Origin of the sequence: Frateuria sp. Soil773 (genome assembly GCF_001428405.1) — a bacterium.
GTDB lineage: Bacteria > Pseudomonadota > Gammaproteobacteria > Xanthomonadales > Rhodanobacteraceae > LMSL01.
This window is the reverse complement of record NZ_LMSL01000013.1, coordinates 59977-79828: the sequence shown is the minus strand read 5'-3', so window position 1 is coordinate 79828 and position 19852 is coordinate 59977. Positions and strand designations below refer to the sequence as shown.

General features: G+C 69.5%; 21 protein-coding genes. 12 read left to right on the top strand and 9 right to left on the bottom strand.

Annotation, left to right across the window (positions count from 1 at the left end; translation table 11 throughout):
- Positions 1-324 precede the first annotated feature (324 nt).
- Together ASG87_RS06470 and ASG87_RS06465 are read right to left on the bottom strand one after the other, a co-directional pair.
- Positions 325-1011 (bottom strand): hypothetical protein, encoded by a 687-nt coding sequence (locus ASG87_RS06470; RefSeq protein WP_157510919.1) that lies wholly within the window; start codon positions 1009-1011, stop codon positions 325-327.
- 97 nt (positions 1012-1108) lie between these two features.
- Positions 1109-1864, bottom strand: coding sequence for a M90 family metallopeptidase (locus ASG87_RS06465; RefSeq protein ID WP_056002582.1), 756 nt, complete (start codon positions 1862-1864; stop codon positions 1109-1111).
- A 276-nt stretch (positions 1865-2140) separates the two neighbouring features.
- On the opposite strand from ASG87_RS06465, the gene ASG87_RS06460 reads away from it, so the two are divergent.
- The 4 genes from ASG87_RS06460 (at position 2141) to ASG87_RS06445 (ending at position 7392) form a co-directional block, all read left to right on the top strand.
- Positions 2141-2788 carry a glutathione S-transferase family protein gene (locus ASG87_RS06460; RefSeq protein ID WP_056002579.1) on the top strand — a complete coding sequence of 216 codons (648 nt, stop codon included), beginning with the start codon at positions 2141-2143 and terminating at the stop codon, positions 2786-2788.
- A gap of 374 nt (positions 2789-3162) precedes the next feature.
- A complete protein-coding gene (locus ASG87_RS06455; protein ID WP_056002576.1) occupies positions 3163-4098 on the top strand; it encodes a GlxA family transcriptional regulator in 936 nt (311 codons plus the stop codon).
- Between the two features lie 213 nt (positions 4099-4311).
- The gene (locus tag ASG87_RS06450) at positions 4312-5304 is read left to right on the top strand and encodes a VOC family protein (protein WP_056002573.1); all 993 of its coding nucleotides are present in this window, start codon (positions 4312-4314) and stop codon (positions 5302-5304) included.
- A gap of 783 nt (positions 5305-6087) precedes the next feature.
- Entirely contained in the window at positions 6088-7392 is a 1305-nt protein-coding gene (locus ASG87_RS06445) for a Xaa-Pro peptidase family protein (protein ID WP_200949018.1), read from the top strand.
- Between the two features lie 63 nt (positions 7393-7455).
- On the opposite strand, the gene ASG87_RS06440 is transcribed toward ASG87_RS06445, so the two are convergent.
- Positions 7456-7932, bottom strand: a complete 477-nt coding sequence (locus ASG87_RS06440; RefSeq protein WP_056002570.1) for a hypothetical protein — start codon at positions 7930-7932, stop codon at positions 7456-7458.
- A 585-nt stretch (positions 7933-8517) separates the two neighbouring features.
- Between ASG87_RS06440 and ASG87_RS06435 the strand changes: the two genes are divergently transcribed.
- The 3 genes from ASG87_RS06435 to ASG87_RS06425 all read left to right on the top strand — a co-directional run bounded on the left by ASG87_RS06435 (position 8518) and on the right by ASG87_RS06425 (position 11560).
- A complete protein-coding gene (locus tag ASG87_RS06435) occupies positions 8518-9312 on the top strand; it encodes an AraC family transcriptional regulator (RefSeq protein ID WP_157510918.1) in 795 nt (264 codons plus the stop codon).
- Positions 9313-9404: 92 nt separating this feature from the next.
- On the top strand, positions 9405-10058 hold the full coding sequence (locus tag ASG87_RS06430; protein WP_056002564.1) for a LysE family translocator: 654 nt from the start codon (positions 9405-9407) through the stop codon (positions 10056-10058).
- Positions 10059-10402: 344 nt separating this feature from the next.
- Positions 10403-11560 carry a P1 family peptidase gene (locus tag ASG87_RS06425; protein WP_082582796.1) on the top strand — a complete coding sequence of 386 codons (1158 nt, stop codon included), beginning with the start codon at positions 10403-10405 and terminating at the stop codon, positions 11558-11560.
- A 148-nt stretch (positions 11561-11708) separates the two neighbouring features.
- Here ASG87_RS06425 and ASG87_RS06420 read toward each other — a convergent pair whose 3' ends face one another.
- Complete coding sequence (locus tag ASG87_RS06420) at positions 11709-12611, bottom strand: LysR family transcriptional regulator (RefSeq protein ID WP_056002561.1); 903 nt, start codon at positions 12609-12611, stop codon at positions 11709-11711.
- Between the two features lie 104 nt (positions 12612-12715).
- Between ASG87_RS06420 and ASG87_RS06415 the strand changes: the two genes are divergently transcribed.
- The 3 genes from ASG87_RS06415 (at position 12716) to ASG87_RS06405 (ending at position 14501) form a co-directional block, all read left to right on the top strand.
- Positions 12716-12964, top strand: coding sequence for a DUF2798 domain-containing protein (locus tag ASG87_RS06415; protein WP_056002559.1), 249 nt, complete (start codon positions 12716-12718; stop codon positions 12962-12964).
- 282 nt (positions 12965-13246) lie between these two features.
- Complete coding sequence (locus ASG87_RS06410) at positions 13247-13804, top strand: DUF3228 family protein (protein ID WP_056002556.1); 558 nt, start codon at positions 13247-13249, stop codon at positions 13802-13804.
- Between the two features lie 145 nt (positions 13805-13949).
- The gene (locus tag ASG87_RS06405) at positions 13950-14501 is read left to right on the top strand and encodes a YdeI/OmpD-associated family protein (protein WP_056002553.1); all 552 of its coding nucleotides are present in this window, start codon (positions 13950-13952) and stop codon (positions 14499-14501) included.
- Positions 14502-14568: 67 nt separating this feature from the next.
- Here ASG87_RS06405 and ASG87_RS06400 read toward each other — a convergent pair whose 3' ends face one another.
- The 3 genes from ASG87_RS06400 to ASG87_RS06390 all read right to left on the bottom strand — a co-directional run bounded on the left by ASG87_RS06400 (position 14569) and on the right by ASG87_RS06390 (position 16485).
- Positions 14569-14937 (bottom strand): nuclear transport factor 2 family protein, encoded by a 369-nt coding sequence (locus ASG87_RS06400; protein WP_056002550.1) that lies wholly within the window; start codon positions 14935-14937, stop codon positions 14569-14571.
- 98 nt (positions 14938-15035) lie between these two features.
- Complete coding sequence (locus tag ASG87_RS06395) at positions 15036-15503, bottom strand: MerR family transcriptional regulator (protein ID WP_056002547.1); 468 nt, start codon at positions 15501-15503, stop codon at positions 15036-15038.
- A gap of 271 nt (positions 15504-15774) precedes the next feature.
- Positions 15775-16485, bottom strand: a complete 711-nt coding sequence (locus ASG87_RS06390; RefSeq protein WP_157510917.1) for a hypothetical protein — start codon at positions 16483-16485, stop codon at positions 15775-15777.
- Positions 16486-16711: 226 nt separating this feature from the next.
- Here ASG87_RS06390 and ASG87_RS06385 point away from each other — a divergent pair, with 226 nt between their 5' ends.
- Positions 16712-17194, top strand: a complete 483-nt coding sequence (locus tag ASG87_RS06385; RefSeq protein ID WP_056002541.1) for a hypothetical protein — start codon at positions 16712-16714, stop codon at positions 17192-17194.
- A gap of 25 nt (positions 17195-17219) precedes the next feature.
- Here ASG87_RS06385 and ASG87_RS06380 read toward each other — a convergent pair whose 3' ends face one another.
- Entirely contained in the window at positions 17220-18026 is an 807-nt protein-coding gene (locus tag ASG87_RS06380) for a DUF2884 family protein (RefSeq protein ID WP_056002538.1), read from the bottom strand.
- A 119-nt stretch (positions 18027-18145) separates the two neighbouring features.
- Entirely contained in the window at positions 18146-19006 is an 861-nt protein-coding gene (locus ASG87_RS06375) for a DMT family transporter (protein ID WP_056002534.1), read from the bottom strand.
- 398 nt (positions 19007-19404) lie between these two features.
- On the opposite strand from ASG87_RS06375, the gene ASG87_RS06370 reads away from it, so the two are divergent.
- Complete coding sequence (locus ASG87_RS06370; protein ID WP_056002531.1) at positions 19405-19848, top strand: helix-turn-helix transcriptional regulator; 444 nt, start codon at positions 19405-19407, stop codon at positions 19846-19848.
- Positions 19849-19852: the final 4 nt, after the last annotated feature.

Below are 19852 nucleotides of genomic sequence, written 5' to 3'. Positions count from 1 at the left end.
CCCTTGGCTGGGTGGAAGGGCGACGATGCGTGCGAGCGGCCTGCCGGGCAGGGCATCGCCGATGGCGGTCGGTCGAAAGGCAGTCGCTGGGCGCGGAGTGGCCGCGGCGCACGCGAGGGGCAAAGGCCGGGACCGACCCTGGATGGCAAGAAGGGATCATCCGGGTGGTTCCTTCATCGATGCGCGAGGGGCACGCGGCCCGGCCGACACCGGATACCGGCGTCGAATGAAAGCGTAGGGCCGAACGGCATCGGCTTAAACGCGAAACGTCACACTTCATCATTCGCGCAAAAAAGCCCTTTCTTCAGTGCTCCCTGGCCGGCTTTACGCAAGCGATTTTCCGAGCAGCGTCTCATAGAGCTGAAGCCGCAGCCTGACGCTGATCTGCAACACGCTCAGCCAGTAGCCAAGGACCAATGCGAAGATCAGGAAGACTTCCATCCAACTGGGATGAGGGGGCCAGCGCATGTCCTTGAACTGCAGGTAGAGCGCGATGACGACGGGCAGGGCGCCAAGCTTTTCGATCCCGCCCGTGAGCATGGGAAGTTTCTCCTTCATGCGCGCGTGCCGATAGCTGATGAACTCACTCAGCATTTTGCGTTGGTCGGGCGGGAAGGTGCGCAGCCAGTCGATCAGCGCCAGGTGGTGGGGCAAATCGAAATCCAGCTGCTCTGCAAATTCACGGCGCCCGCTGGCGAATGTCGGCCACCTCCTCGGTACCTGAGAGATGGCGGCGACAACGGCGCCTGCGATTTCCACGGCGACACCCAGTGAGCTGAGAATGACGGTATGGATGTTGTTCGGAAGCAGCTTGATGCAGAGCAGGGCAAACAGCGCACCTGCGGCTGCCAGCGCGTATCCCCATTTGGCTTTCTTCGAGAAGATTGCCGGGCCTTCCGGAAACTCCGGCAAGGCGTCTACCCTTGCGTTCAACGCCGCGAACGTAAGCTTCGGTGGCTCCATATCCCGATGCGTTGTCGCGTTCGCATCGACGCCGCCTTCCTTGCGCATGTCCCTGTCTCCCCCTGAGGCGGCGCCGTTTGCGGACCATACGCCGGCTTGGCGCCGTTCGCCATGGCGCGAGTGATCCGATGCCCTTCCAGGCACTTCAGAACGGATGCTGCCGGTAGAACCGTTCCAATTGCCGGTAGACCTCAGGCAGTTCCTGGCGCAAGGCGGCCGGCGCCTCGAAGAACTGCTCGCTGACCACCGCGAAGAACTCGGCCTCGTTTTCCAGGCCGTACGGGTCGATCGGCAAGGGCAGCCCCTTGTCGTGATCGCCGTGCAGGCGCTTCCACGCGTCGGAGAAGGCCTGCGTCCATGCGCGCCGATCCATGCGCCGGTGCAGGGGCGGGAAGCCGTTGGCGTCGCCGTTGAGCATGTCGAGCTTGTGCGCCATTTCGTGGATGACCACGTTGTGCCCGGGCCGCTTCCCGGCATCCAGCACGTCCGCCCACGACAGGATCACCGGCCCGCGTCCCCAGGCCTCGCCGGCCATCGCGGTGCGGGTCTGGTGGACCACGCCCGCCGCATCGGTGTGCGTGCGATGCGGCACGAACGCGTCCGGGTAGACGATGACGCTGTGCCAGCCGTCGTACCAGTCAAGGCCCAGTTTCAGGATGGGGATGCAGGCGTGGACCGCGAGCAGGACGCGGTCGGCATCGTCGAGCTCCAGCCCCTGGACCGGCTCCAGCGACTTGCCGTCCAGGAACAGCGTGGCAAGCACGCGTAGCGCGGCCTGGTCGGAGGCGCCAAGCCGGCGCGCCGGCGCGCACCGGCGCAATGCGTGCTGCCACAACGGCTCGGCGATGGGATGCCGGGCGACGGCGCGGCGTATGCGCCAGTTTCTGATCCTGTCGAACATGGCCCTGCGGGAGGAAGTCCAGGAGTTCCAAGCAATCTGGGCGATATCCGTTTTCTCAAGAACGTCCGGGAAAGAAAGGCGCCGGGCAGAAGTGCGCGCAGGCCCAGGCTCCAGGCGGTCGTGTCGATTTGCGCGGGGCTGGATCGTCGTATGGACGGGATGCCATGGGCGATGCCGGCAGGATGCCGGCGGCAAGGCAATCGCTTCCGACCTCCCAAGCCCCTGACAACCTGCCGGACCAGCAACCATGACCTTCCTGCCGACGAGGACCCCGCGATGACCATCACCATTACCGCCTTTGAAACGTCACCCGATGGCGGCAAGGGGCTGGCGCGCGACACGCGTGTCCGCTGGGCGCTGGAGGAGGCGGGCCTACCCTACGGGGTTCGCCTGGTTTCGTTCCAGGCGATGAAGGAGCCCGCGCACCTGGCTCTCCATCCTTTCGGGCAGATTCCGACGTACGAGGAAGGCGGGCTCGCCCTGTTCGAGACGGGCGCGATCGTCTTCCATATCGCCGAGCGCCACGCGGGCCTGCTGCCGCACGATCCCGATGCACGGACGCGGGCGATCATGTGGATGTTCGCCGCGCTCAGCACGGTGGAGCCGCCGATCCTCGAACTCGTCACCGCGAAATTCGTGGAGGCCGGCAAGCCATGGACGCCGGACCGCCTGCCGCTGATCGCGGACCGCATCCGTGCCCGGCTGGGCCAGCTTTCGGTGCGCCTGGGCGATGCCGACTGGCTCGATGGGGCGTTCAGCGCGGGCGACCTGCTGATGGTGTCGGTGCTGCTCAGGCTGAAGCCCTCGGGCCTGCTGGGCGAATTTCCGAGCCTGGCCGCCTACGTCGCGCGCGGCGAGGCGCGACCGGGCTACCAGCGTGCCTATGCCGCCCAGGCGGCGGTCGCCGCCGGCGTACAGGCATAGGCCGCCGCGCCGGATTTCGTATACGCGCTATCTCGTGTAGCGCAGGGCTGGCCTGGGTGCTGCCCGCGCCGCCGCGTGAAAGGCTCGTGGCTGCGGTGCCGAGCGATGCCGTGTCGGGGGGAGGCAACAGGCCCATGGCCTGGCAATCCAGGCGTCGGGTGGCGTGCGTTTGTTCAAGAATCACGATGGAGAAAGCGGCGCGGGAGCGAATCGTCCGGACGGTGGATTCGTCCGGAGCCAAAGACCTGCATGGCAGCCCTGGCTGCCGGGCCGCGCCCGTGGGCCGACGGCGCCTACGTGCGCAACTTGACGCTCGCCTCGCCGTTGCGCCATTTTCCGGCCATTGCCCATTGCGCACGTGAGCCGCCGGCACCATGCGACGCGAGATCGCCATCGTCGTTTTCCCGGGATTCCAGTTGCTGGACGCCGCCGGCCCGGTCGCGGTGTTCGAGATGGCGGAGCGTTTCCGGCCGGGCAGCTATGTGATCGAGATGCTGGCTCCTGGCGGCGGCAGCGTGCGCAGTTCTTCCGGCGTGTGCCTGGCGGCCGCGCCGCTGGAGCAGGGGCGTTTCGACACGGTGATCGTCTCGGGCGGCAACCTGGCGCAGGTCGAGGAGCATCAGCGCGACGTCATGGCCTGGCTGGGCGTCGACGCCTGCCGCCGCACGGCGGGCGTCTGCTCCGGCGCGTTCTTCCTCGCCGAGGCCGGGCTGCTCGACGGCCGCCGCGCCACCACGCACTGGGACGCGGCCGAGCGTTTCCGGCTGCGCTACCCGAAGGTGCGGCTGGATGCCGACCGCATGTTCGTCCGGGACGGCGACGTGTGGACGTCGGCGGGCATCTCCGCCGGGATCGACCTGGCGCTGGCGCTGGTCGAGGACGATCTCGGCCCGGCCATCGCGCGGCGCACCGCGCAGCAACTGGTGGTGCACCAGCGCCGGCATGGCGGGCAGTCGCAGTACTCCGCCCTGGTGGAGCGCGGCGGCCGGACCGGCCGCTTCGGCGACCTGATCGGCTGGATGCGCGCGCGCCTGGCCGAGCCGATGACGATCGAGCGGCTGGCCGAGCGCGCCGCGATGAGCCCGCGCAACTTCGCGCGCGCCTTCGTGGCGGAGATCGGCGCGACGCCGGCCAAGGTCGTGGAGGGTTTGCGCCTGGAGGCCGCGCGCATCGCGGTGGAGACCAGCCACCTCGGCCTGGACCACATCGCCGCCTCGACCGGGTTCGGCGACGCCAGTCGCATGCGCCGCGCCTTCGTCCGCGCCTTCGGCATGTCGCCCCAGCTCCTGCGCCGCAGCGCGGGCATCTGAGCGCGGGGCATCGCGGCAAAGCGGGCAGCGTGTGCGCGGCGGTTTTCCCGCGCTGGCCGTTTTTGTCCGGAAATTGTCCTTGCGGGCGGACGGCCGTCCATCCATAAAAGGATGCCTCGGAGCACCGGCCGGGCGGCGGGTTCGCCGACCGGGCCGCCATGCGGGCGTCCGCGCTTGCCGAGGAAATACCCCAGTCTTTGCGTGAGGATTCACATGCGTCTGATCCGGCTCGTTTCGGCCTTGCTCCTGTGCACGGGTGTCGCACAGGCTTCGACCCCCGCACCCGCTCCCGCGGGGCCCGTCACGCGGCTCGACCACATCCTGCTATGGGGACGCGGGATCGACCAGACCACGTCGGTGATGGCGGTCAAGCTGGGCTTCCAGGTGCGGCCCGGGCGCGACCCCGGCGGGGTCGCCAACCGCTACATCCGGTTCGCCGACAGCAGCTTCGTCGAACTGCTCGGCATCACCCGGCCCGAGCCCGAGTTCGATCCGGGCATGAAGGAAGACCAGCAGGCGCTGAAGGGCGGCCCGGGCTCGCGTACCTTCGGCTTCCGTACCTCGTCGCTGGATGCGATCCACGATGCGCTGAAGGCCCGGCACTACGCGGTCACGCCGTTCTTCTCCGGCCCCGACAGCGCGAAGCCGGGCTGGCGGCTGTTCGCGTTCGATCGCGCGCCGCTGTCGAGCAACACCTTCTTCATCGACTATGCCGCCGGCTACGCCCCCGACCAGTTCGACCCCGCCAATGCCGGCGACTACCGCGCGACGCGCGAGCACCCCAACGGTGCGCGCGAGCTTTCCTCGATATGGCTGGTGTCGGCCGACGCCGATGCCGACCGCCGGCAGCTCGAAAAGATGGGCTACGGCCATGCGGTGCCGGTCAAGCTGCCCGCGGTCGGCGCCAAGGGTTTCTGCGTGCCGGTGGGCCCGACCGCGCTGCTGGCGCTGCAGCCCGACGGCGAGGGCATCGCCGCGCAGACCATGGCGAACGGCGGCCCGCGCGTCCTGGGCGTGAGCTTCGGCGTGGCCGACCTCGGGCGCGCGCAGCGCTGGGTGGAGCGCGGCTACGAGCGCAAGCTGGCGACGTATCGCGGCCTGTCCGGCGAATCCGTCCTCGCCCCGACGCGGGACGACCTCGGCCTGTCCATCGAATTCCACGCGATGCAGCCGGAAAGTTCGCCTTGCGCGGGCGCGAGCCTTTAGGGCCGTAGTGCAGGACTTTCGAGGCGCCCTGAGGTTGTGCTTCCGGGGCGCCTCGATATTGCAAGCATCCTGAGGTTGCCCGCGATCCCGGAATCGCTTGGAGCCTGTTCAAAGTCTCCCAGGTATCTCCTACGAAGCGTCATCCCAGCGAAAGCTGGGATCCAGTGCCTCTAAGTTTTGGGGTGAGAGGAAAGTCGCTGGATTCCTGCTTGACCAGCCCTTCGGCTGTTGAAAAGCACCTCGCAGGAATGACGAGCGGAGAGCGTGAGGGGATCCCAGTGCAGCAGGGAGACTTCGAACAGGCTCTAAACATCATGGACATCCTGACGTTACGGACGTCCCTGACCTCGCCCGTCATCCCGGAATCGAGCGACGGTATCCGGGTTCAATCAGGAACGCTCTGAGGTTGCGGGCAACTCGATCTAGCCCGTCATCCCGGAATCGCGCAGCGATATCCGGGATCCAGCGCCTTTGCGCATCGACGGGCTGCACGAAGGCGCCGGACGACCCGCTGCGCCCGGCCTGCATGCGGGCTTGCGCTTGCCCCGCCCGACCAGCCTGGGGCCGTTGCGAAGCCTCGCGGGAATGCTGCGAAAAGGTTGCCGGGACGCCCTGGCCGATCTCCGCAGGTGTCGCCGATCCATTCGCTTACGGATGGATGGCACGACGAAGTCCGGCAGCATGGCCGTCCAATCCCGCGGCAGCCATGCCTTTTGCCAGTGGCGAACCACCCCTCGGTCGTGCCGCAATACCGGTTTGATCCCGACGAGCGAGAGTGGACCCATGAGCAACCGTCACGACGCGATGCACCCCGGCCGCCGCCGTTTCCTGCAATCCACGGCGCTGGGCGCGGCGGCGCTGCCGATGGCCATGCTGGGCGGCAACGCCGTGGCGGCGGAGGCGGGGGCGGCCGACGTCAAGCTGCCGGCGTCGATCCTCGCCCTGCAGCCGGTGAAGTCGCAGGTGGTGCCGATCACGGACGACGAGCGCCGCGGCCGGCTGGCCCGGGCGCAGGAGCTGATGGGCCGGTCCGGCATGGACGCGATCTATCTCGATGGCGGCACCACGCTCGACTACTTCACCGGCATGCGCTGGTGGACCAGCGAGCGCCTGATGGGCATGCTGCTGCCGCGTTCGGGCGACCCGGTGTACGTCACCCCCGCGTTCGAGCGCAGCCGCGCACTGGAGCAGATCCGCTTCGGCCACGACGTGCGCACCTGGCAGGAGAACGAGAGCCCCTATGCGCTGATCGCGCAGGCGATGCGCGAAAAGGGCGCCGGCACCGGCGTGCTGGGCATCGAGGACAAGGTGCCGTTCTTCCGGTCCAGCGGCCTCGCGCAGGCCATGCCGCAGGCCAGGCTGGTGTCGGCCACGCCGGTCACCGCCGGCTGCCGCGCGATCAAGAGCCCGGCGGAACTCGCGCTGATGCAGGTGGCGTGCGATGCCACGCTGGCCTTGTACAAGGCGATCTGGCAGGGCCTGGAGCCGGGCATGACCCAGCAGCACATCGCATCGTGGGTGGAGGCCGGCTACGCGCGCATGGGCCTGCGCGGCGAGGCCAGCGTCAACGTCGGCAGCTACACCGCGCAACCGCACGGCTCGCGCGAGCCGCAGGTGATCCGCGAAGGCACGCCGGTGATGCTGGACGACGGCTGCTACGTGGAGGGCTACATGAGCGACCTCACCCGCACCTTCACGCTGGGCAAGGCCAGCGACAAGATGAAGCGGGTGTTCGACATCGTGCGCAAGGCGCAGCAGGCGGCGCTCGCCGCCGCGCACCCGGGGGCGACGATGGAGTCGGTGGACGCCGCGGCGCGCAAGGTGATCGTGGATGCCGGCTACGGCCCCGGCTACAAGTACTTCTCGCACCGTCTCGGGCACGGCATCGGCATGGACATGCACGAGTGGTACTACCTCGTCCAGGGCAATACGCGCCGCATCGAGCCGGGCATGACCTTCAGCGACGAGCCCGGCATCTACATCCCCGGCGAGTTCGGCGTGCGGCTGGAGGACGACATGCACGTCACCGCCGACGGCGCGCGCTGGTTCACGCCGCAGAGCCTTTCCATCGAGCGGCCGTTCGGCTGAGTGCCGCCTGGGGCGCCACCATGCGCATGGCGGGATCGCCGCCGCGCGCATGGCCCGCACCGGCTACCAGGTCAGCGACGTGGACAGGCGGAAGCGGCGGTGGTAGTCGTTGGAGACGGAATGCTGGCGTATCTCCAGGGTGTACCCGCAGCCGGACGGCATGGCGCCCGTGTAGCGGAAGGCTTCGTTCTCGTAGAGGCCGCTCGGCGAGCCGAGCTGCTCCCATTTTCCGCTGTCCTTGAGCAGCTTGATGTAGCCGCGCCGGAGCGCCATCAGCTGGTCCAGGTCCATCAGGCCGAACCAGAGCGTGCAGTAACGGTCCGTGCAGTGGTAGCCGTCGATCTGCGCGCCCTCGGGCAGCGGTACCGCCTCGGGCCAGCCGTCCGGACGCCCGGCGACCGCGCTGCCGGCATGGCCAAGACGCTGTTCGGCGGACACGCCGGTATCGGCGGTGGGCTGCATCGAGGCGCATCCGGCCAGCGTGCATGCCATGGTCGCGGCCAGCAGGGCCTGCCGGCCCTTGCGCGTATATCGGTTCATCGGTCTCCCCCTGTCGAAGTCGGGCGGTGCGGCCACGAGCCGCACGACACCGGCGTTTCCAACGCCGTTGCCGCCTGCCTCCGCCAAGCTTAAGGCAGAAGCCCGAGCGTGGGCGAGGGAGCGGCAGCCTTGCGTCATTGCACGGTCAGAGGCGCGAACGACGGGCATGGCGGATCGAGCCAGGCACGCGCTTCTGGCCGTCCGGACGGGCGATGGATGGCCGGTGGTTTCGGCCGGGAATATCGGGTCGAAGGAAGGCCGGACCGATGGATATCGCCTGTCCCCACCCATGCCGTCCGGCCCGTCGTGCACGCGAAGCGCGGCCCAGCGTTTGCCCGCCGCCGACCGGGTGCGGGGCCTGTCGTGCCACGCTGTATTGCCGTTGCGGGAAGCGGCGTCGAGGAAATGCCGGAGGCTATGCGGCCAGGGAGGAGGCATGGCGCAGGCAACGCGGTGAGTTTACTTCGAAGCCCGTTTCTTCTATTTCGTTTTCTTCCCCGTCCCCTGGGCAGAAGAAACATGCGCAACGACCGCGACACGGCGTCCGCTGAGCGTCCCTCCGGCACGGCGGCTCGGAGCGGCCGGATGTTCTGGCGCGATCCGGCCATGCCCTTCGTCGAGAGCCGCCGCGCCTGCGACAGCCGGGCCTGCTACAAGCCGCACAGTCACCCGACCTTCTCCATCGGCGCCGTCGACCGGGGCCGCAGCGTTTTCACCGGCGCGGCCCGCGGCCCGGTGGCCCTGGGGCCGGGGACGCTCGTGTTCGTGCCCGCATGGCGCGTCCATGCCTGCAACCCGGCACCCGACACGGCATGGAGCTACCAGATGCTGCACCTGGAAGACGCCTGGCTCAAGGCGGTGCGGCAGGAGTACGCCGAGGCCGCCGCGGACGACGGCGAGCCGGTTCGCATCGTGGCCCGGCCGACGATCCATGCGCGCTTTTGCCGGCTCAACGCCCTGCTGTTTTCCCAGGCCGATCCGCACCACAAGGAAGCGGCGCTGATCGAGTTCGTCGGCGACTGCGACACCGGGCAAGGGACGGACATCGAGGCGCCGGACATCCCGTCGCGGCTGGCGGCGCGGATCGGGCCGGCGATGGAGCGCCTGCGCGACGCGCCCGCCGCCAGCATGCCGCTGGACGAACTGGCGCACCTGGCCGGGATGAACCGCTACCGCCTGATCCGCGCGTTCCGCTCCGTCACCGGCATGACGCCGCACGCCTGGCAGCTCAACCTGCGCGTCAATCTCGCCAGGGAGCGGCTACGCGCCGGCGACGACCTGTCGGACGTGGCGCTGTGCCTGGGCTTTGCCGACCAGGCGCATTTCCAGCGGGTCTTCAAGGCGTACGCGGGCGTGACGCCGGGGCGCTTCCGGGCATAGGGCCGCCAAGGCCCGTGGCTGCAATTTCCTTCAATACGGAAGAAACCGCGTTCGGCACGCTGCGGCGCAGACCTTCCTGATGCGTGTTCCCTATGCAACAGTTCCTGCTGATCGCCGCGGCGCATTTCCTGGCGCTGCTTTCGCCCGGCCCCGATTTCTTCCTGATCGCACGGACGTCGCTGTCGGCCGGCTGGCGGATCGCCAGCGGTGCGTGCGTGGGCGTCGCCGCGGCCAACGGCGTGTTCATCGTGGCCGCGTTCGCCGGCACTGCCGCACTGCGGCGCGACAGCGGGTTGTACGTCGCCCTGCAGGTGGCCGGATGTGCCTACCTCCTCTACCTCGGCGTACTGTTCGTCCGCCACGCGGGCGGCAGCGGCCTGCACGTGCCGGCGGCGGCCGGCGGCGCCTCCGCGCCAGCGCGGCCGTCCATGGCCTGGGGGCGCGCCGCGGGCATGGGCCTGCTGTCGGGCCTCCTCAACCCGAAGAACGCGCTGTTCTATGCCAGCCTGGCCGCGCTGCTGACGGGGCCGCACGCCAGCGCGGGATGGAAGACGTTCTACGGCATCTGGATGTTCGGCGTGGTGTTGCTGTGGGATGTGCTGGTGGCCGTCATGATCGGCAACCGGGCCGTGCTGCGGCGTTTCGCGCGGGCGTTGCCCTGGCTGGAACGGATCTCCGGCGTGCTGTTGATCCTGCTCGCCCTGGGGGTTGTCGCGGCTTTGCTGCTGCGCTGGCGAGGGAACTAGCCCGGAAGGCGGGACATCGGGGTCCGGCGAAGATGCGCAATGGCCTGGCCGTTCCGCACGACGGTCGATACGCCGGCAGGAAGCCGGAGCTAGGCCCCGGCTTGCGGCGATCGCCTAAGAAGCTGTTCAAAATCCCCTGGGCATTCCCTATGAAATGAAACGTCATCCCAGCGANNNTTTTTTTGGCATCAAAGTCGCTGGATGACCAGCCCTTCGGCTGTTGAAAAGCGCCTCCTGCTTTCGCAGGAATGACGAGCAGGGGAACATGAAGGGATCCCAGCCCGACAGGAAGATTTTGAACAGGCTCTAAGATGGTCCGACGCCACTCGCTCGAGGCCATCGCCATGCCCGTTGCCGCCGCCCGCACATTCCCCCTGCTCGCCGCGCTGTGCGCGTTGTCGGTGGGGACGTCCGCGCATGCGCAGCAGAAGAACCTGCGCGACTACGGCGTCGCCATCGGCGTGCTGCAACCGGGCAGGCTGAACGCGATCACCGACGTGCCGGGCGTGAAGGTGGGGCAGAAGACGCTGGTGCGCGGCGACGACGTGCGCACCGGCGTCACGGCGATCCTGCCGTACGCCGGCAATGTCTTCCAGGGTAAGGTGCCGGCCGCGGTCTACGTGGGCAACGGATTCGGCAAGCTGGCCGGGAGCACGCAGGTCGAGGAACTCGGCAACCTCGAAACGCCGATCGTGCTGACCAACACCCTGAGCGTGCCGACCGCGGCGGACGCGCTGATCGACTACACCTTGTCCCTCCCCGGCAACGCCGGCGTGCGCTCGGTCAACCCGGTGGTCGGGGAAACCAACGACGGCTATCTGAACGACATCCGCGGCCGCCATGTCGCCAAGCGGGACGTGCTCGACGCCATCGGCTCGGCCACCGGCGGCCCGGTCGAGCAGGGTAGCGTCGGCGCCGGCACCGGCACGGTGGCGTTCGGGTTCAAGGGCGGCATCGGCACTTCGTCGCGCAGGCTGCCGCCGTCGCTGGGCGGCTACGCCGTGGGCGTGCTGGTGCAGACCAACTTCGGCGGCGTGCTGAGCGTGGACGGCGTGCCGGTGGGCAAGGCGCTGCACAAGTACTACCTGAGCGACAGGCTCGGCGACTCGCCCGACGGCTCGTGCATGATCGTGGTGGCTACCGACGCGCCGCTGGATGCGCGCAACCTGAAGCGGCTCGCCAAGCGCGCGATGCTGGGGCTGGGCCGCACGGGCGGCATCGCGTCGGACGGCAGCGGCGACTACGCGATCGCCTTCTCGACCAATACGGCCGTGCGCGTGCCGTACGCATCGGACGATCCGGTGCAGAAGACCGAGGTGCTGCGCAACGACGCGATGTCGCCCCTGTTCATGGCGGCCATCGAGGCGACCGAGGAGGCCATCGTCAATTCGCTGTTCCATGCGCGGGACATGACCGGCGCCGACCGTCATCGCGTGGACGCGCTGCCGGTCGACGAGGTGCTTGGGATCATGCGGCAACACGGTTACCGGATCTCGCGCTAGCTGCGTGCGGCCATGCCGGGCAGGCGCGGCACGGCTCGCCTGCCGCGCTCCGGCCTTCCATGCGTCCCGGAGGATGCGGTACGGCCAGGCCATATGGGTCGGGCATCCGGCGTTCCCTTGCTCCCGACGCCTGCCGGACGGTATGGCCTCAATCGCGCGCGGCGGCCAGCAGCGGATCGGACTGGATGAAGCCTTCGAGGTGGCTCACCAGCGCGCGCACCCGTGCCGGCAGGTAGCGTTGCTGCGGCCACACCGCGAACAAGGGCCGGCGGCGCGGCGTCCAGTCCGCCAGCACGGCGGCCAGGCTGCCGCGTGCGATGGCGTCGCGGGTGAGCGTGGTGGGGCAGAGCAGCACGCCGAGCCCGGCTTCGGCGGCGGCCACGGCCAGCCGCATTTCGTCGACGCGCAGGCGCGCGTTCGGGCGCAGCGTGGTTTCCTCGCCGCTGGCCGGGTCGCGCAGCGGCCACGTCAGCAGCGGGGTGGCGACGATCGCGTCGTGTCCGGCCAGGTCGCTCGCATGCGCCGGCGTGCCGCGCCGCGCGAGGTAGGCGGGCGAGGCGACTAGGTGCACGCCGATGTCGCCGAGCCGCCTCTGGGTCAGCAGCGAATCGCCCTGTGCGCCGACGCGGATCGCCAGGTCCGCGCCACTGCCGACCAGGTCCTGCAGGGTGTTGCTGAGCTGGAGTTCCAGGTTCACCTCGGGGTGCGCCTGGAGGAAGCCGGTCCATGCCGGCGTCAGCGGTCCGCTCGCCAGGTTCACCGGCGCCAGCACGCGGATGTGGCCCGCGATGCGGCGGAGGTTGGCGTCGAGCGATTGCGTGGCCTGGGTGAGCGCATGCACCAGCGGCCGGCATTGCTCGTAGTACTGCATGCCTTCGGCCGTGGGTTGCAGGCGCCGCGCGCTCCGGTGCAGCAGGCGGCAGCCGAGTTCGCGTTCCAGCGCCTGCAGGCGGCGCGTCACGGTGGCGGCGGGAAGGTCGAGGCGTTCGGCGGCGGCGCTCAGGCTGCCGGCTTCGACGATGGCGACGAACAGGGCGATGGCGTCGAACATGAAGCCATGATTGCATATTTGGAAATCATAGATTGTCCAGGCGCGTATTTTTTCGGATATGGGTGATGTCTAGTCTACGCAGCGTCCCAACACGGAGTCCTGCCATGTCCCAGTCCCAACGCCTTCGCTTCGTCTTCGCCGGCCTGATGTCCCTGTGGATGTCGCTGCTGATGACCGCCTTCGTGGTCTGGCTCAACCTCGGTTTCGACAGCGCCTATTTCCGGCACTGGCGGCATGCCTTACTTGCCGCCTGGCCGGCGGCCTTCGTCATCGTGCTGTTGTTCGGCCCGACGGTGCAGCGGATCAGCCAGGCGCTCGCCGCACGCCTGCCGGCACCGGCGCATCACGGCTGAGGTGCGCGGGTCGCAGCGATCGGGCGCATGCGTTCCGCCCCAGGCACGCCCGTCGGCATGAAGCGGGCCGGGGCGAATCCATCGGGTCGATCGTTTCCCGCACCGGCGCTGGCCGTCCGCTCGGGCGGCCAGCGCCATAGGGCCTGGGCGGTTTCCATCGCGAGCCTGGAGCGTGCGTAGCCGGGTATTGCCACTCGTCCGGCAGCCTGCACCTGGCCGGGGGACGCCGCGGATTCCCGATGACGCGATAATGTGCGGTTTCCCCGCCATGGCCAGCGCCGCATGTCCATCGTTCTCACCGACTTCGCCCTCCCGCGCCTGTTCCCGCGCGAGCCGCGCCGCAACACCATCCAGGACTGCACACCCGACGAGTTCGAGCGCCGCCTCAACGAGGTGCCGCCGCTGAAGGTGCTCGACGGCTATGCGCCGTTCTGCAAGCTGCACGTGCACCGCAACTGGACGTCCACGCGCTGCCTGGCGGTGCCGGTCACCGACGGGAACCGGCACCTGCTGCGCTCGGACTACGAAGCACGCACGCGGGACGAACTGCCGGTGCTGGTGCGCTGGTTCGAGGGGCTGGAGCCGCCGGTGGCGGATTACCTGATCCCGATCCTCTACAGCCGCGGGCAACTGGCGAAGGAGGGCACGCGGATCGGGGCCGACTGGGGCGTGGTGGGCTGCATGTACACCGCAGAGCCCGAGGAAACGCCGATGGCGCCCATCACGATGATGCGCAATGCGCTCGGCGTGGAAGAGGGCGGTTCGGGCGTGCCGCTGGACCGGGATGCCTATCGTCGCAGCGTGGAGTTCTGGCGCAACCACGCCAACTGGCGCGGATGATCGCGGAGGGCCCGTGTCGCCCGTGGCTGGGTATAGGCCGGGCTGGTCGCCCCTGCCGATGGAGGTGCGGGAGGCGTCTTGCCATGCCGGCCATGAACCGGGCCGGATGGCCGTGTACCCTTCGCTGGCTTGTGGACGATCCGAGATGACCGGGAAGAAAAACGTATCCCGATTCGAAGCGAGGCTGCTGCGCCCGGCGGAGTCGCCCGATGCGTCGTGGGCGTTCTTGGTCCTCCCTGCGCAAGCCAGCGACCTGCTGCCGCGTCGCGGGCGGACGAGCGTGGAGGGCACGCTCAACGGCCAGCCCTTCCGCGCCACGCTGGAGCCGGATGGGCGGCTGAGCCATTGGCTCAAGGTGGACGAAGCGCTGCGCGAAGCGGCTGGCGCGGCCATCGGCGACACGGTCGCGCTGGAGATTGCGCCGGTGGCGAAGGAACCCGAGCCGGAGCTTCCGCCGGAACTGCGCCAGGCGCTGGACGATGCACCCGAGGCGCGGGCGACGTGGGAAGGCACGACCACCCTGGCGCGCGTGGACTGGATCCACTGGATCACCTCGGCCAGGCAGCCGGCCATCCGCGCCAAGCGGCTCGCCGACGCCTGCGACATGCTTGCCTCGGGCAAGCGACGGGTCTGCTGCTTCGATCCGTCCGGCCACTACAGCAAGGCATTCGGCGCGCCGGAAGCGGCGGAAGAGTAGGACAGCCGCGGGCTCGCCCGGCCGGCGGCTGCGCCCCGGCCGCATGCGCAACCGGGGCGCGGCGGGCTCAGGCCGCCTGCGGCACCTTGTCGAGGAAGCCGTGGATGCGGCGCGGGCGGCTTTCGTCCAGCTCCGCCGCGTCGAAGCCGACGACCAGCGGTTCGTCGGCACCGGGCGCGGTCAGGTGCCACTGGAAGCGGGCCAGGCCGTGGTGCGCGTCCACTTCGCCGGCGAGGGCGAAGCGGCGGCCGGGAAACATCTCCTGTACCGCCGCGATGGTGGCGTCGATGCCTTTCCAGCCGCGCGCCTGGATCATCGGATCGGCATGGGCGGCATGCTCGGCGTAGACGTCCTCGATCAGCGAGCGGCGGCGCAGCGGATCGGTCTCGTTCCAACTGCGGATGTAGTTTTCGATCAGTTCGCGGGTAGCGTTCATGGCGGTGCTCCGCGGTGGGTCTGGGCACAGCATGCGGTCGCCGCCGCGGCAGGGCGATTGCCTCGCAGGTAACGGAAAGCGCACGGGCGGATCGGCGGCTACCGGCCGTCTGCGTGGCAGCCATCGCCTGCCGGTTTGGGGCGCAGGAGGAAACTGTCGCTGACCCCGGCGATCAGGTCGGCGACATGGGCGCGGAAGTTGGGGCAATTGGCGACATCGTGGGCGCGGCATGCCAGGGCGTGCTCGGTCATCCGGCGCGAGCGCTGCATCTCGCGCATGCGTGCCTCGAGGTCGGCCAGGTGCGCGGCGAGGACCTGCTGCCGGTCCTCGGCGCTGCTGTCGAGCAGCGAGCGGATCTGCCGGAGGCTCATGCCCGCGGCCTTGCTGGAGACGATCGCCGCCACGCGGTAGACGTCGCCCTCGCCGTAGCGCCGGCGTCCCGCGGCGTCGCGCAAGGGGTGGAGCAGGCCCTGGTCCTCCCAGTGCCGCAGTACGTGCGTGGGCAGGCCGAAGCGTTGCCCCAGCCTGCCTACGGACCATGAGGTATTGCCGTGCCGTGGCTTCATGCGGCCATGAAGTCACGGGCGGGCGGCCGGTGCAAGTGCATGCGCGGACGCCGGCTACGGGATCGCCTGCGTGCCGTTCCGTTGCCTGGCATGAGCTCGGCTTTCCGGCGCAAGGCGAAGCTTCGTGCAGCGATGCGGGCGCGGTACGGGTGCCTGCCGGGTTGTCCCCTGCCTGCTTCGTCCGCGATGCGGCAGCGGCGCTTCGGCTATGTGCGGTTTCCCGCGGCGGCTGAGGAACCCACTCTCGAGCCTGGGGCCTGCCTGCCTTCGGCTAAGGCTCCCGCAGCGCCGCCGGGGTATCGAGCAGGCGTACGCCGGCGGTATTCCGCAGGTGCTCCCTCAGCCAGTAGCCGTGCTCGGCACCCACCGTCACCACGATCCGCTTCCCCGGGTTTTCGCGTACCGCTTGCCGGACGACGTCCAGGAAGTGGCCGTTCCACGCCTCCCAGCCGGCATGTTCGGCCGGGCCCATCAACGCTTCCTGCAGCGCGTGCTTGGCGCGAAACGCGGTGTCGGTCGTCGCGTCGTTCACCGCCGCCGGCGAGGTCCAGTGCGCTTTCAGGGCGGCGTACAGGCCTTCGGAATAGCGGCCGAAGGCTTCGGCGCGTGCGGGCTGGCGGGCGTCGAAAGCCTCGGTGTTGCCGCGATAGGGCGCAAGGATGGCGCCGTACAGCGGCTCGGCGGGCTCCATCGCGTAGACGCGGTAGCGATGGCGATCGATCAGCGGATAGATGACGGCCGGGTATTCCTGCTTGGTTGGCTCCGACGGACGCGTCGCCAGGTCGTCCGGCTGCAGCTCGACGCACAGCACGTCCGGCTTCAGCTTTTCGATGGCGCGGCCGAGCGCGTCGTTGTCGTAGGCCGGTACGTCGGCGTGCATCCGGTGCAGGGTGTCGAGCACGACGACCGTTGCCGGTGCCTGCTGCGCAGCCGCCATGATCGGCAGGGCCAGCCAAAGGCCAAGAAGGATTCGCCAGGGCATGGGCGCCTCCGCAGTGCTCGGTGCGCCACGGTAGCGGGGCGTGGACGACCGGCGCAGTGCCGAAAGCCACGATCGGAGGCTTGGGACGATCCATCGGGTCGTTGTAGGGCATCTCCGGGTGCGAGGCGGGCAGCGTACCGGCAAGGCTTGCGGTAGGCTCCGGCCAGGAGCAGGCCGTTTCCCCGCGGGTGCATACGCTGCCCGCCGGCCCCTCCGGGGAGGTTCCATGAAGGCAATCCTTGCATTCCTGTTGGCCGCCGGCGTGGTCCAGGGTGCGCCGGCCCTGGCGCAGCCGGCATCCGCCTCGCCGCTGGTCGGCAGTTGGGCCGTCGATGTGTCGCGCCTGCCGATGCCGCCGGCGGCGCGGCCGAAGAAAGTCACGATCACGTTCAAGGATGCAGGCAGCGGCAAGTGGGGCACGCGGGTGGAGATCGTCGATGCGGGCGGTACGGTGAGCCGCACCGAGGGCGTCGCGGCCCTCGACGGTACGGCCGCTCCCGTCAGCGGCAGCCCCGAGGCCGATACCGTCGCGGTGAAGCTGCCCGTGCCCGGCGTGCTGGTCATGAACCTGGTCAAGGGAGGCCAGCAGGCATCGACGCGCGTGTATGCCGCCGCCGCAGACGGCAAGACGATGATCGAGACCGCCTCCTATGTCGGGAAAGACGGCCTCCCGGTGATGCGGACGCACTATTTCGCGCGCGTCCGCTAGCGGCGAAGGCGGGCGGCTTCGCCGCCTAGTTCGCCTCGCCTGCGACGTCCGCCTTCGCCGTGGCCTCGGCGGACGTGGCAGCCGGCTCGGATGCTTTCAGCATGACCAGGGGTGTCCCCTGGTAGCGGTATTCCAGCGCGTCCTGCAACTGGCGCAGGGTGGTGACCCGGGCGCAGAGCGCCAGGGCATGGCGCTGCAGTTCCTCGCTGCGTGCGTCGACCAGCCTGTCCATTTCCTGGTCCATGCGGTCGGCGCGCCTGTCGAGGCTGTCCGCGCGGCCGGTGAACACGGCCCATAGCGCGCTGCGGCTGATGCTGTGGGCGACTTCTTCGGCGGCCTCGGCGATGTCGGCCTCGAATTTCCCGTCGAATGCCTGCTGGTCCCAGCGTCCCTTGCCGAGGCTGCCGTCGATGTCGTCCAGCGCCCGGGCGCGATGGCGTTCGAGCTTGCGCGCCTTGCGCTCGCTCCCTGTCATCATGCGGGTCACGGTGGTCAGCGCGTCGAACGTGATGCCGACCGACTCGCGGGCAATGCCGGCCACCTGCGGCATCAGCGCGCGGGTTTCCTCTTCCATCCGCCGCAGCCGCTGCGCGTCGGCCTCGCCGACAGGTTGCGGCTTGCGGTCGATGCTGAGCGTGCCGTCGTGGAACAGGATCTCCTTCGGCGCCCCGTCATGCCGGTACAGCAGCACGCCTTCGTCGCCCACCTGCACGCTGTAGGGGGTGGAGAAACCGCATTCGTGCGACGACAGGTCCGGCGCTTTCTTCGGGCCGGCATGGGCGGTGCTGGTGGCGAGCGCGAGCAGGCCGACGGTGGCGATGACGGTGCGCATAACGATCCATGCAGGCTGGGTGAGGCCATGATCGTGGTGCGCCAGCGGGCGGACGCGTGCGAAAAGTCATGCCGGCGTGGCCCGGCCCGGCCTGGGGCGAGGCGGTTCCTGCGCGTTTCTCAGGCGAAGCGTTTGGCGCCCGCCACGCACAGGATCACGACGACGGTGGACGCCAGCATGGACCAGGCGATCGATTCGTGGAGGAGCGCGGCCGCCAGCAGCAGCCCGAAGAACGGTTGCAGGAGCTGCAACTGGCCGACGCCCGCGATGCCGCCCAGGGCGAGGCCGCGATACCAGAAGACGAACCCCACCAGCATGCTGAAGACCGACACGTAGGCGAGGCCGATCCACGCCGGCATGCCGATGCCGCTCCAGCCGCCGGGCAGGGTGAGCAGGGCCAGCGGCGCCATGAGCGGGAGCGAAAGCAGCAAGGCCCAGGAGATGACCTGCCAGCCGCCGAGCCGGCGCGAAAGCGTCGCGCCTTCGGCGTAGCCCAGGCCGCACACCAGGATCGCGGCGACCATCAGCAGGTCGCCCGTGGCCGTTCCGTCGCCGCCTCTGGATAGCGCGAAGCCGGCGACCGTGGCGGCGCCTATCGTCGAGAACAGCCAGAACGCCGGCCTGGGCCGCTCGCCGCCGCGCAGCACGCCGAACACGGCGGTCGCAAGAGGCAGCAGGCCGATGAAGACGATCGAGTGCGCCGCCGTGATGTGCCGGAGGGCCAGCGCCGTCAGCAGCGGAAAGCCGACGACGCCGCCGAGCGCGACCAGGGCCAGCGGGAATACGTCGCGGCGCCCGGGGCGTGCCTGGCGAAGCGCGAAAAGGAAGGCCGCACCCAGCAGGGCGGCGATCACCGCGCGCGCGGAGGTGAGGAACATCGGCGAGAGATCGGCGACCGCGACGCGCGTCGCCGGAAGCGACCCGCTGAAGACGATCACGCCCAGGAGGCCGCTGCCCCATCCTGCGGAGGTTCGTTTCATGTGTCCTTTTCCTGGGTGGGGACGATGCGACCGGACCGGGCCCGGCGCAGCGAAGGCGAGCGTATCCGGAAGGCGTGCCGGATCTGGGGAGGAATCGGGGCAGGGCGAGGCCGATTCTGCGGCCATGCCTGGACGCGGGGCGGGAAGGATTCCAGGCCGCATCCGTCCGCGATCCGGGCAAGGTATGGACGGAGGCGACTTGTCCGGGACTTGCCGAGGTTCCCGAGCCGGCACCGCATCGTCCTTGGAATCCTGCGCGAACGCGCGTGGACCGGCGATGGGGACGCCGACGGCGGACGGGGTCCGAAGGAGGCATGGCGGCGGGAGGATGGTCCCGCTTCCCATGGCGGCCGTCCGCGCGCTTGAGCGTGGCGGTGGCCCATGGGAGGATCGTGCGGATGACCCGCAGCTCCGCCACTTCGCCGCATCTGCGCGACCTTGCCCGCCTGCGCCGGGTGCGCGACCGGATCGACCGCGAGTACGCCCGGCCGCTCGACGTCGAGGCGCTCGCGCGCGGCGCGCACATGTCGGCCGGGCATCTCAGCCGCCAGTTCAAGCTCGCCTTCGGCGAGTCGCCGTACAGCTACCTGATGACGCGGCGCATCGAGCGCGCGATGGCGCTGCTGCGGCGCGGCGACCTCAGCGTGACCGAGGTCTGCTTCACGGTGGGCTGCGCGTCGCTGGGCACCTTCAGCACGCGCTTCGCCGAACTGGTCGGGATGTCGCCCGGCGCCTACCGGCGCGAGGCGGCGGGCGCGACGGCGGGCATGCCGCCCTGCGTGGCGAGGCAGGTGACCCGACCGGTCAGGAATCGAGAAGCGCCGGTCGCCGGGCCGGCCTAGCATG

What these genes read in the sequence shown, in the direction of transcription:
- ASG87_RS06455 (WP_056002576.1), top strand. Translation starts at nt 3,163, where the DNA reads ATGCGACGCGAGATCGCCATCGTCGTTTTCCCGGGATTCCAGTTGCTG.
- ASG87_RS06465 (WP_056002582.1), bottom strand. Translation starts at nt 1,864, where the DNA reads ATGTTCGACAGGATCAGAAACTGGCGCATACGCCGCGCCGTCGCCCGG.
- ASG87_RS06435 (WP_157510918.1), top strand. Translation starts at nt 8,518, where the DNA reads ATGTTCTGGCGCGATCCGGCCATGCCCTTCGTCGAGAGCCGCCGCGCC.
- ASG87_RS06460 (WP_056002579.1), top strand. Translation starts at nt 2,141, where the DNA reads ATGACCATCACCATTACCGCCTTTGAAACGTCACCCGATGGCGGCAAG.
- ASG87_RS06430 (WP_056002564.1), top strand. Translation starts at nt 9,405, where the DNA reads ATGCAACAGTTCCTGCTGATCGCCGCGGCGCATTTCCTGGCGCTGCTT.
- ASG87_RS06445 (WP_200949018.1), top strand. Translation starts at nt 6,088, where the DNA reads ATGAGCAACCGTCACGACGCGATGCACCCCGGCCGCCGCCGTTTCCTG.
- ASG87_RS06370 (WP_056002531.1), top strand. Translation starts at nt 19,405, where the DNA reads ATGACCCGCAGCTCCGCCACTTCGCCGCATCTGCGCGACCTTGCCCGC.
- ASG87_RS06390 (WP_157510917.1), bottom strand. Translation starts at nt 16,485, where the DNA reads ATGCCCTGGCGAATCCTTCTTGGCCTTTGGCTGGCCCTGCCGATCATG.
- ASG87_RS06405 (WP_056002553.1), top strand. Translation starts at nt 13,950, where the DNA reads ATGACCGGGAAGAAAAACGTATCCCGATTCGAAGCGAGGCTGCTGCGC.
- ASG87_RS06375 (WP_056002534.1), bottom strand. Translation starts at nt 19,006, where the DNA reads ATGAAACGAACCTCCGCAGGATGGGGCAGCGGCCTCCTGGGCGTGATC.
- ASG87_RS06425 (WP_082582796.1), top strand. Translation starts at nt 10,403, where the DNA reads ATGCCCGTTGCCGCCGCCCGCACATTCCCCCTGCTCGCCGCGCTGTGC.
- ASG87_RS06450 (WP_056002573.1), top strand. Translation starts at nt 4,312, where the DNA reads ATGCGTCTGATCCGGCTCGTTTCGGCCTTGCTCCTGTGCACGGGTGTC.
- ASG87_RS06395 (WP_056002547.1), bottom strand. Translation starts at nt 15,503, where the DNA reads ATGAAGCCACGGCACGGCAATACCTCATGGTCCGTAGGCAGGCTGGGG.
- ASG87_RS06440 (WP_056002570.1), bottom strand. Translation starts at nt 7,932, where the DNA reads ATGAACCGATATACGCGCAAGGGCCGGCAGGCCCTGCTGGCCGCGACC.
- ASG87_RS06470 (WP_157510919.1), bottom strand. Translation starts at nt 1,011, where the DNA reads ATGCGCAAGGAAGGCGGCGTCGATGCGAACGCGACAACGCATCGGGAT.
- ASG87_RS06420 (WP_056002561.1), bottom strand. Translation starts at nt 12,611, where the DNA reads ATGTTCGACGCCATCGCCCTGTTCGTCGCCATCGTCGAAGCCGGCAGC.
- ASG87_RS06385 (WP_056002541.1), top strand. Translation starts at nt 16,712, where the DNA reads ATGAAGGCAATCCTTGCATTCCTGTTGGCCGCCGGCGTGGTCCAGGGT.
- ASG87_RS06415 (WP_056002559.1), top strand. Translation starts at nt 12,716, where the DNA reads ATGTCCCAGTCCCAACGCCTTCGCTTCGTCTTCGCCGGCCTGATGTCC.
- ASG87_RS06410 (WP_056002556.1), top strand. Translation starts at nt 13,247, where the DNA reads ATGTCCATCGTTCTCACCGACTTCGCCCTCCCGCGCCTGTTCCCGCGC.
- ASG87_RS06380 (WP_056002538.1), bottom strand. Translation starts at nt 18,026, where the DNA reads ATGCGCACCGTCATCGCCACCGTCGGCCTGCTCGCGCTCGCCACCAGC.
- ASG87_RS06400 (WP_056002550.1), bottom strand. Translation starts at nt 14,937, where the DNA reads ATGAACGCTACCCGCGAACTGATCGAAAACTACATCCGCAGTTGGAAC.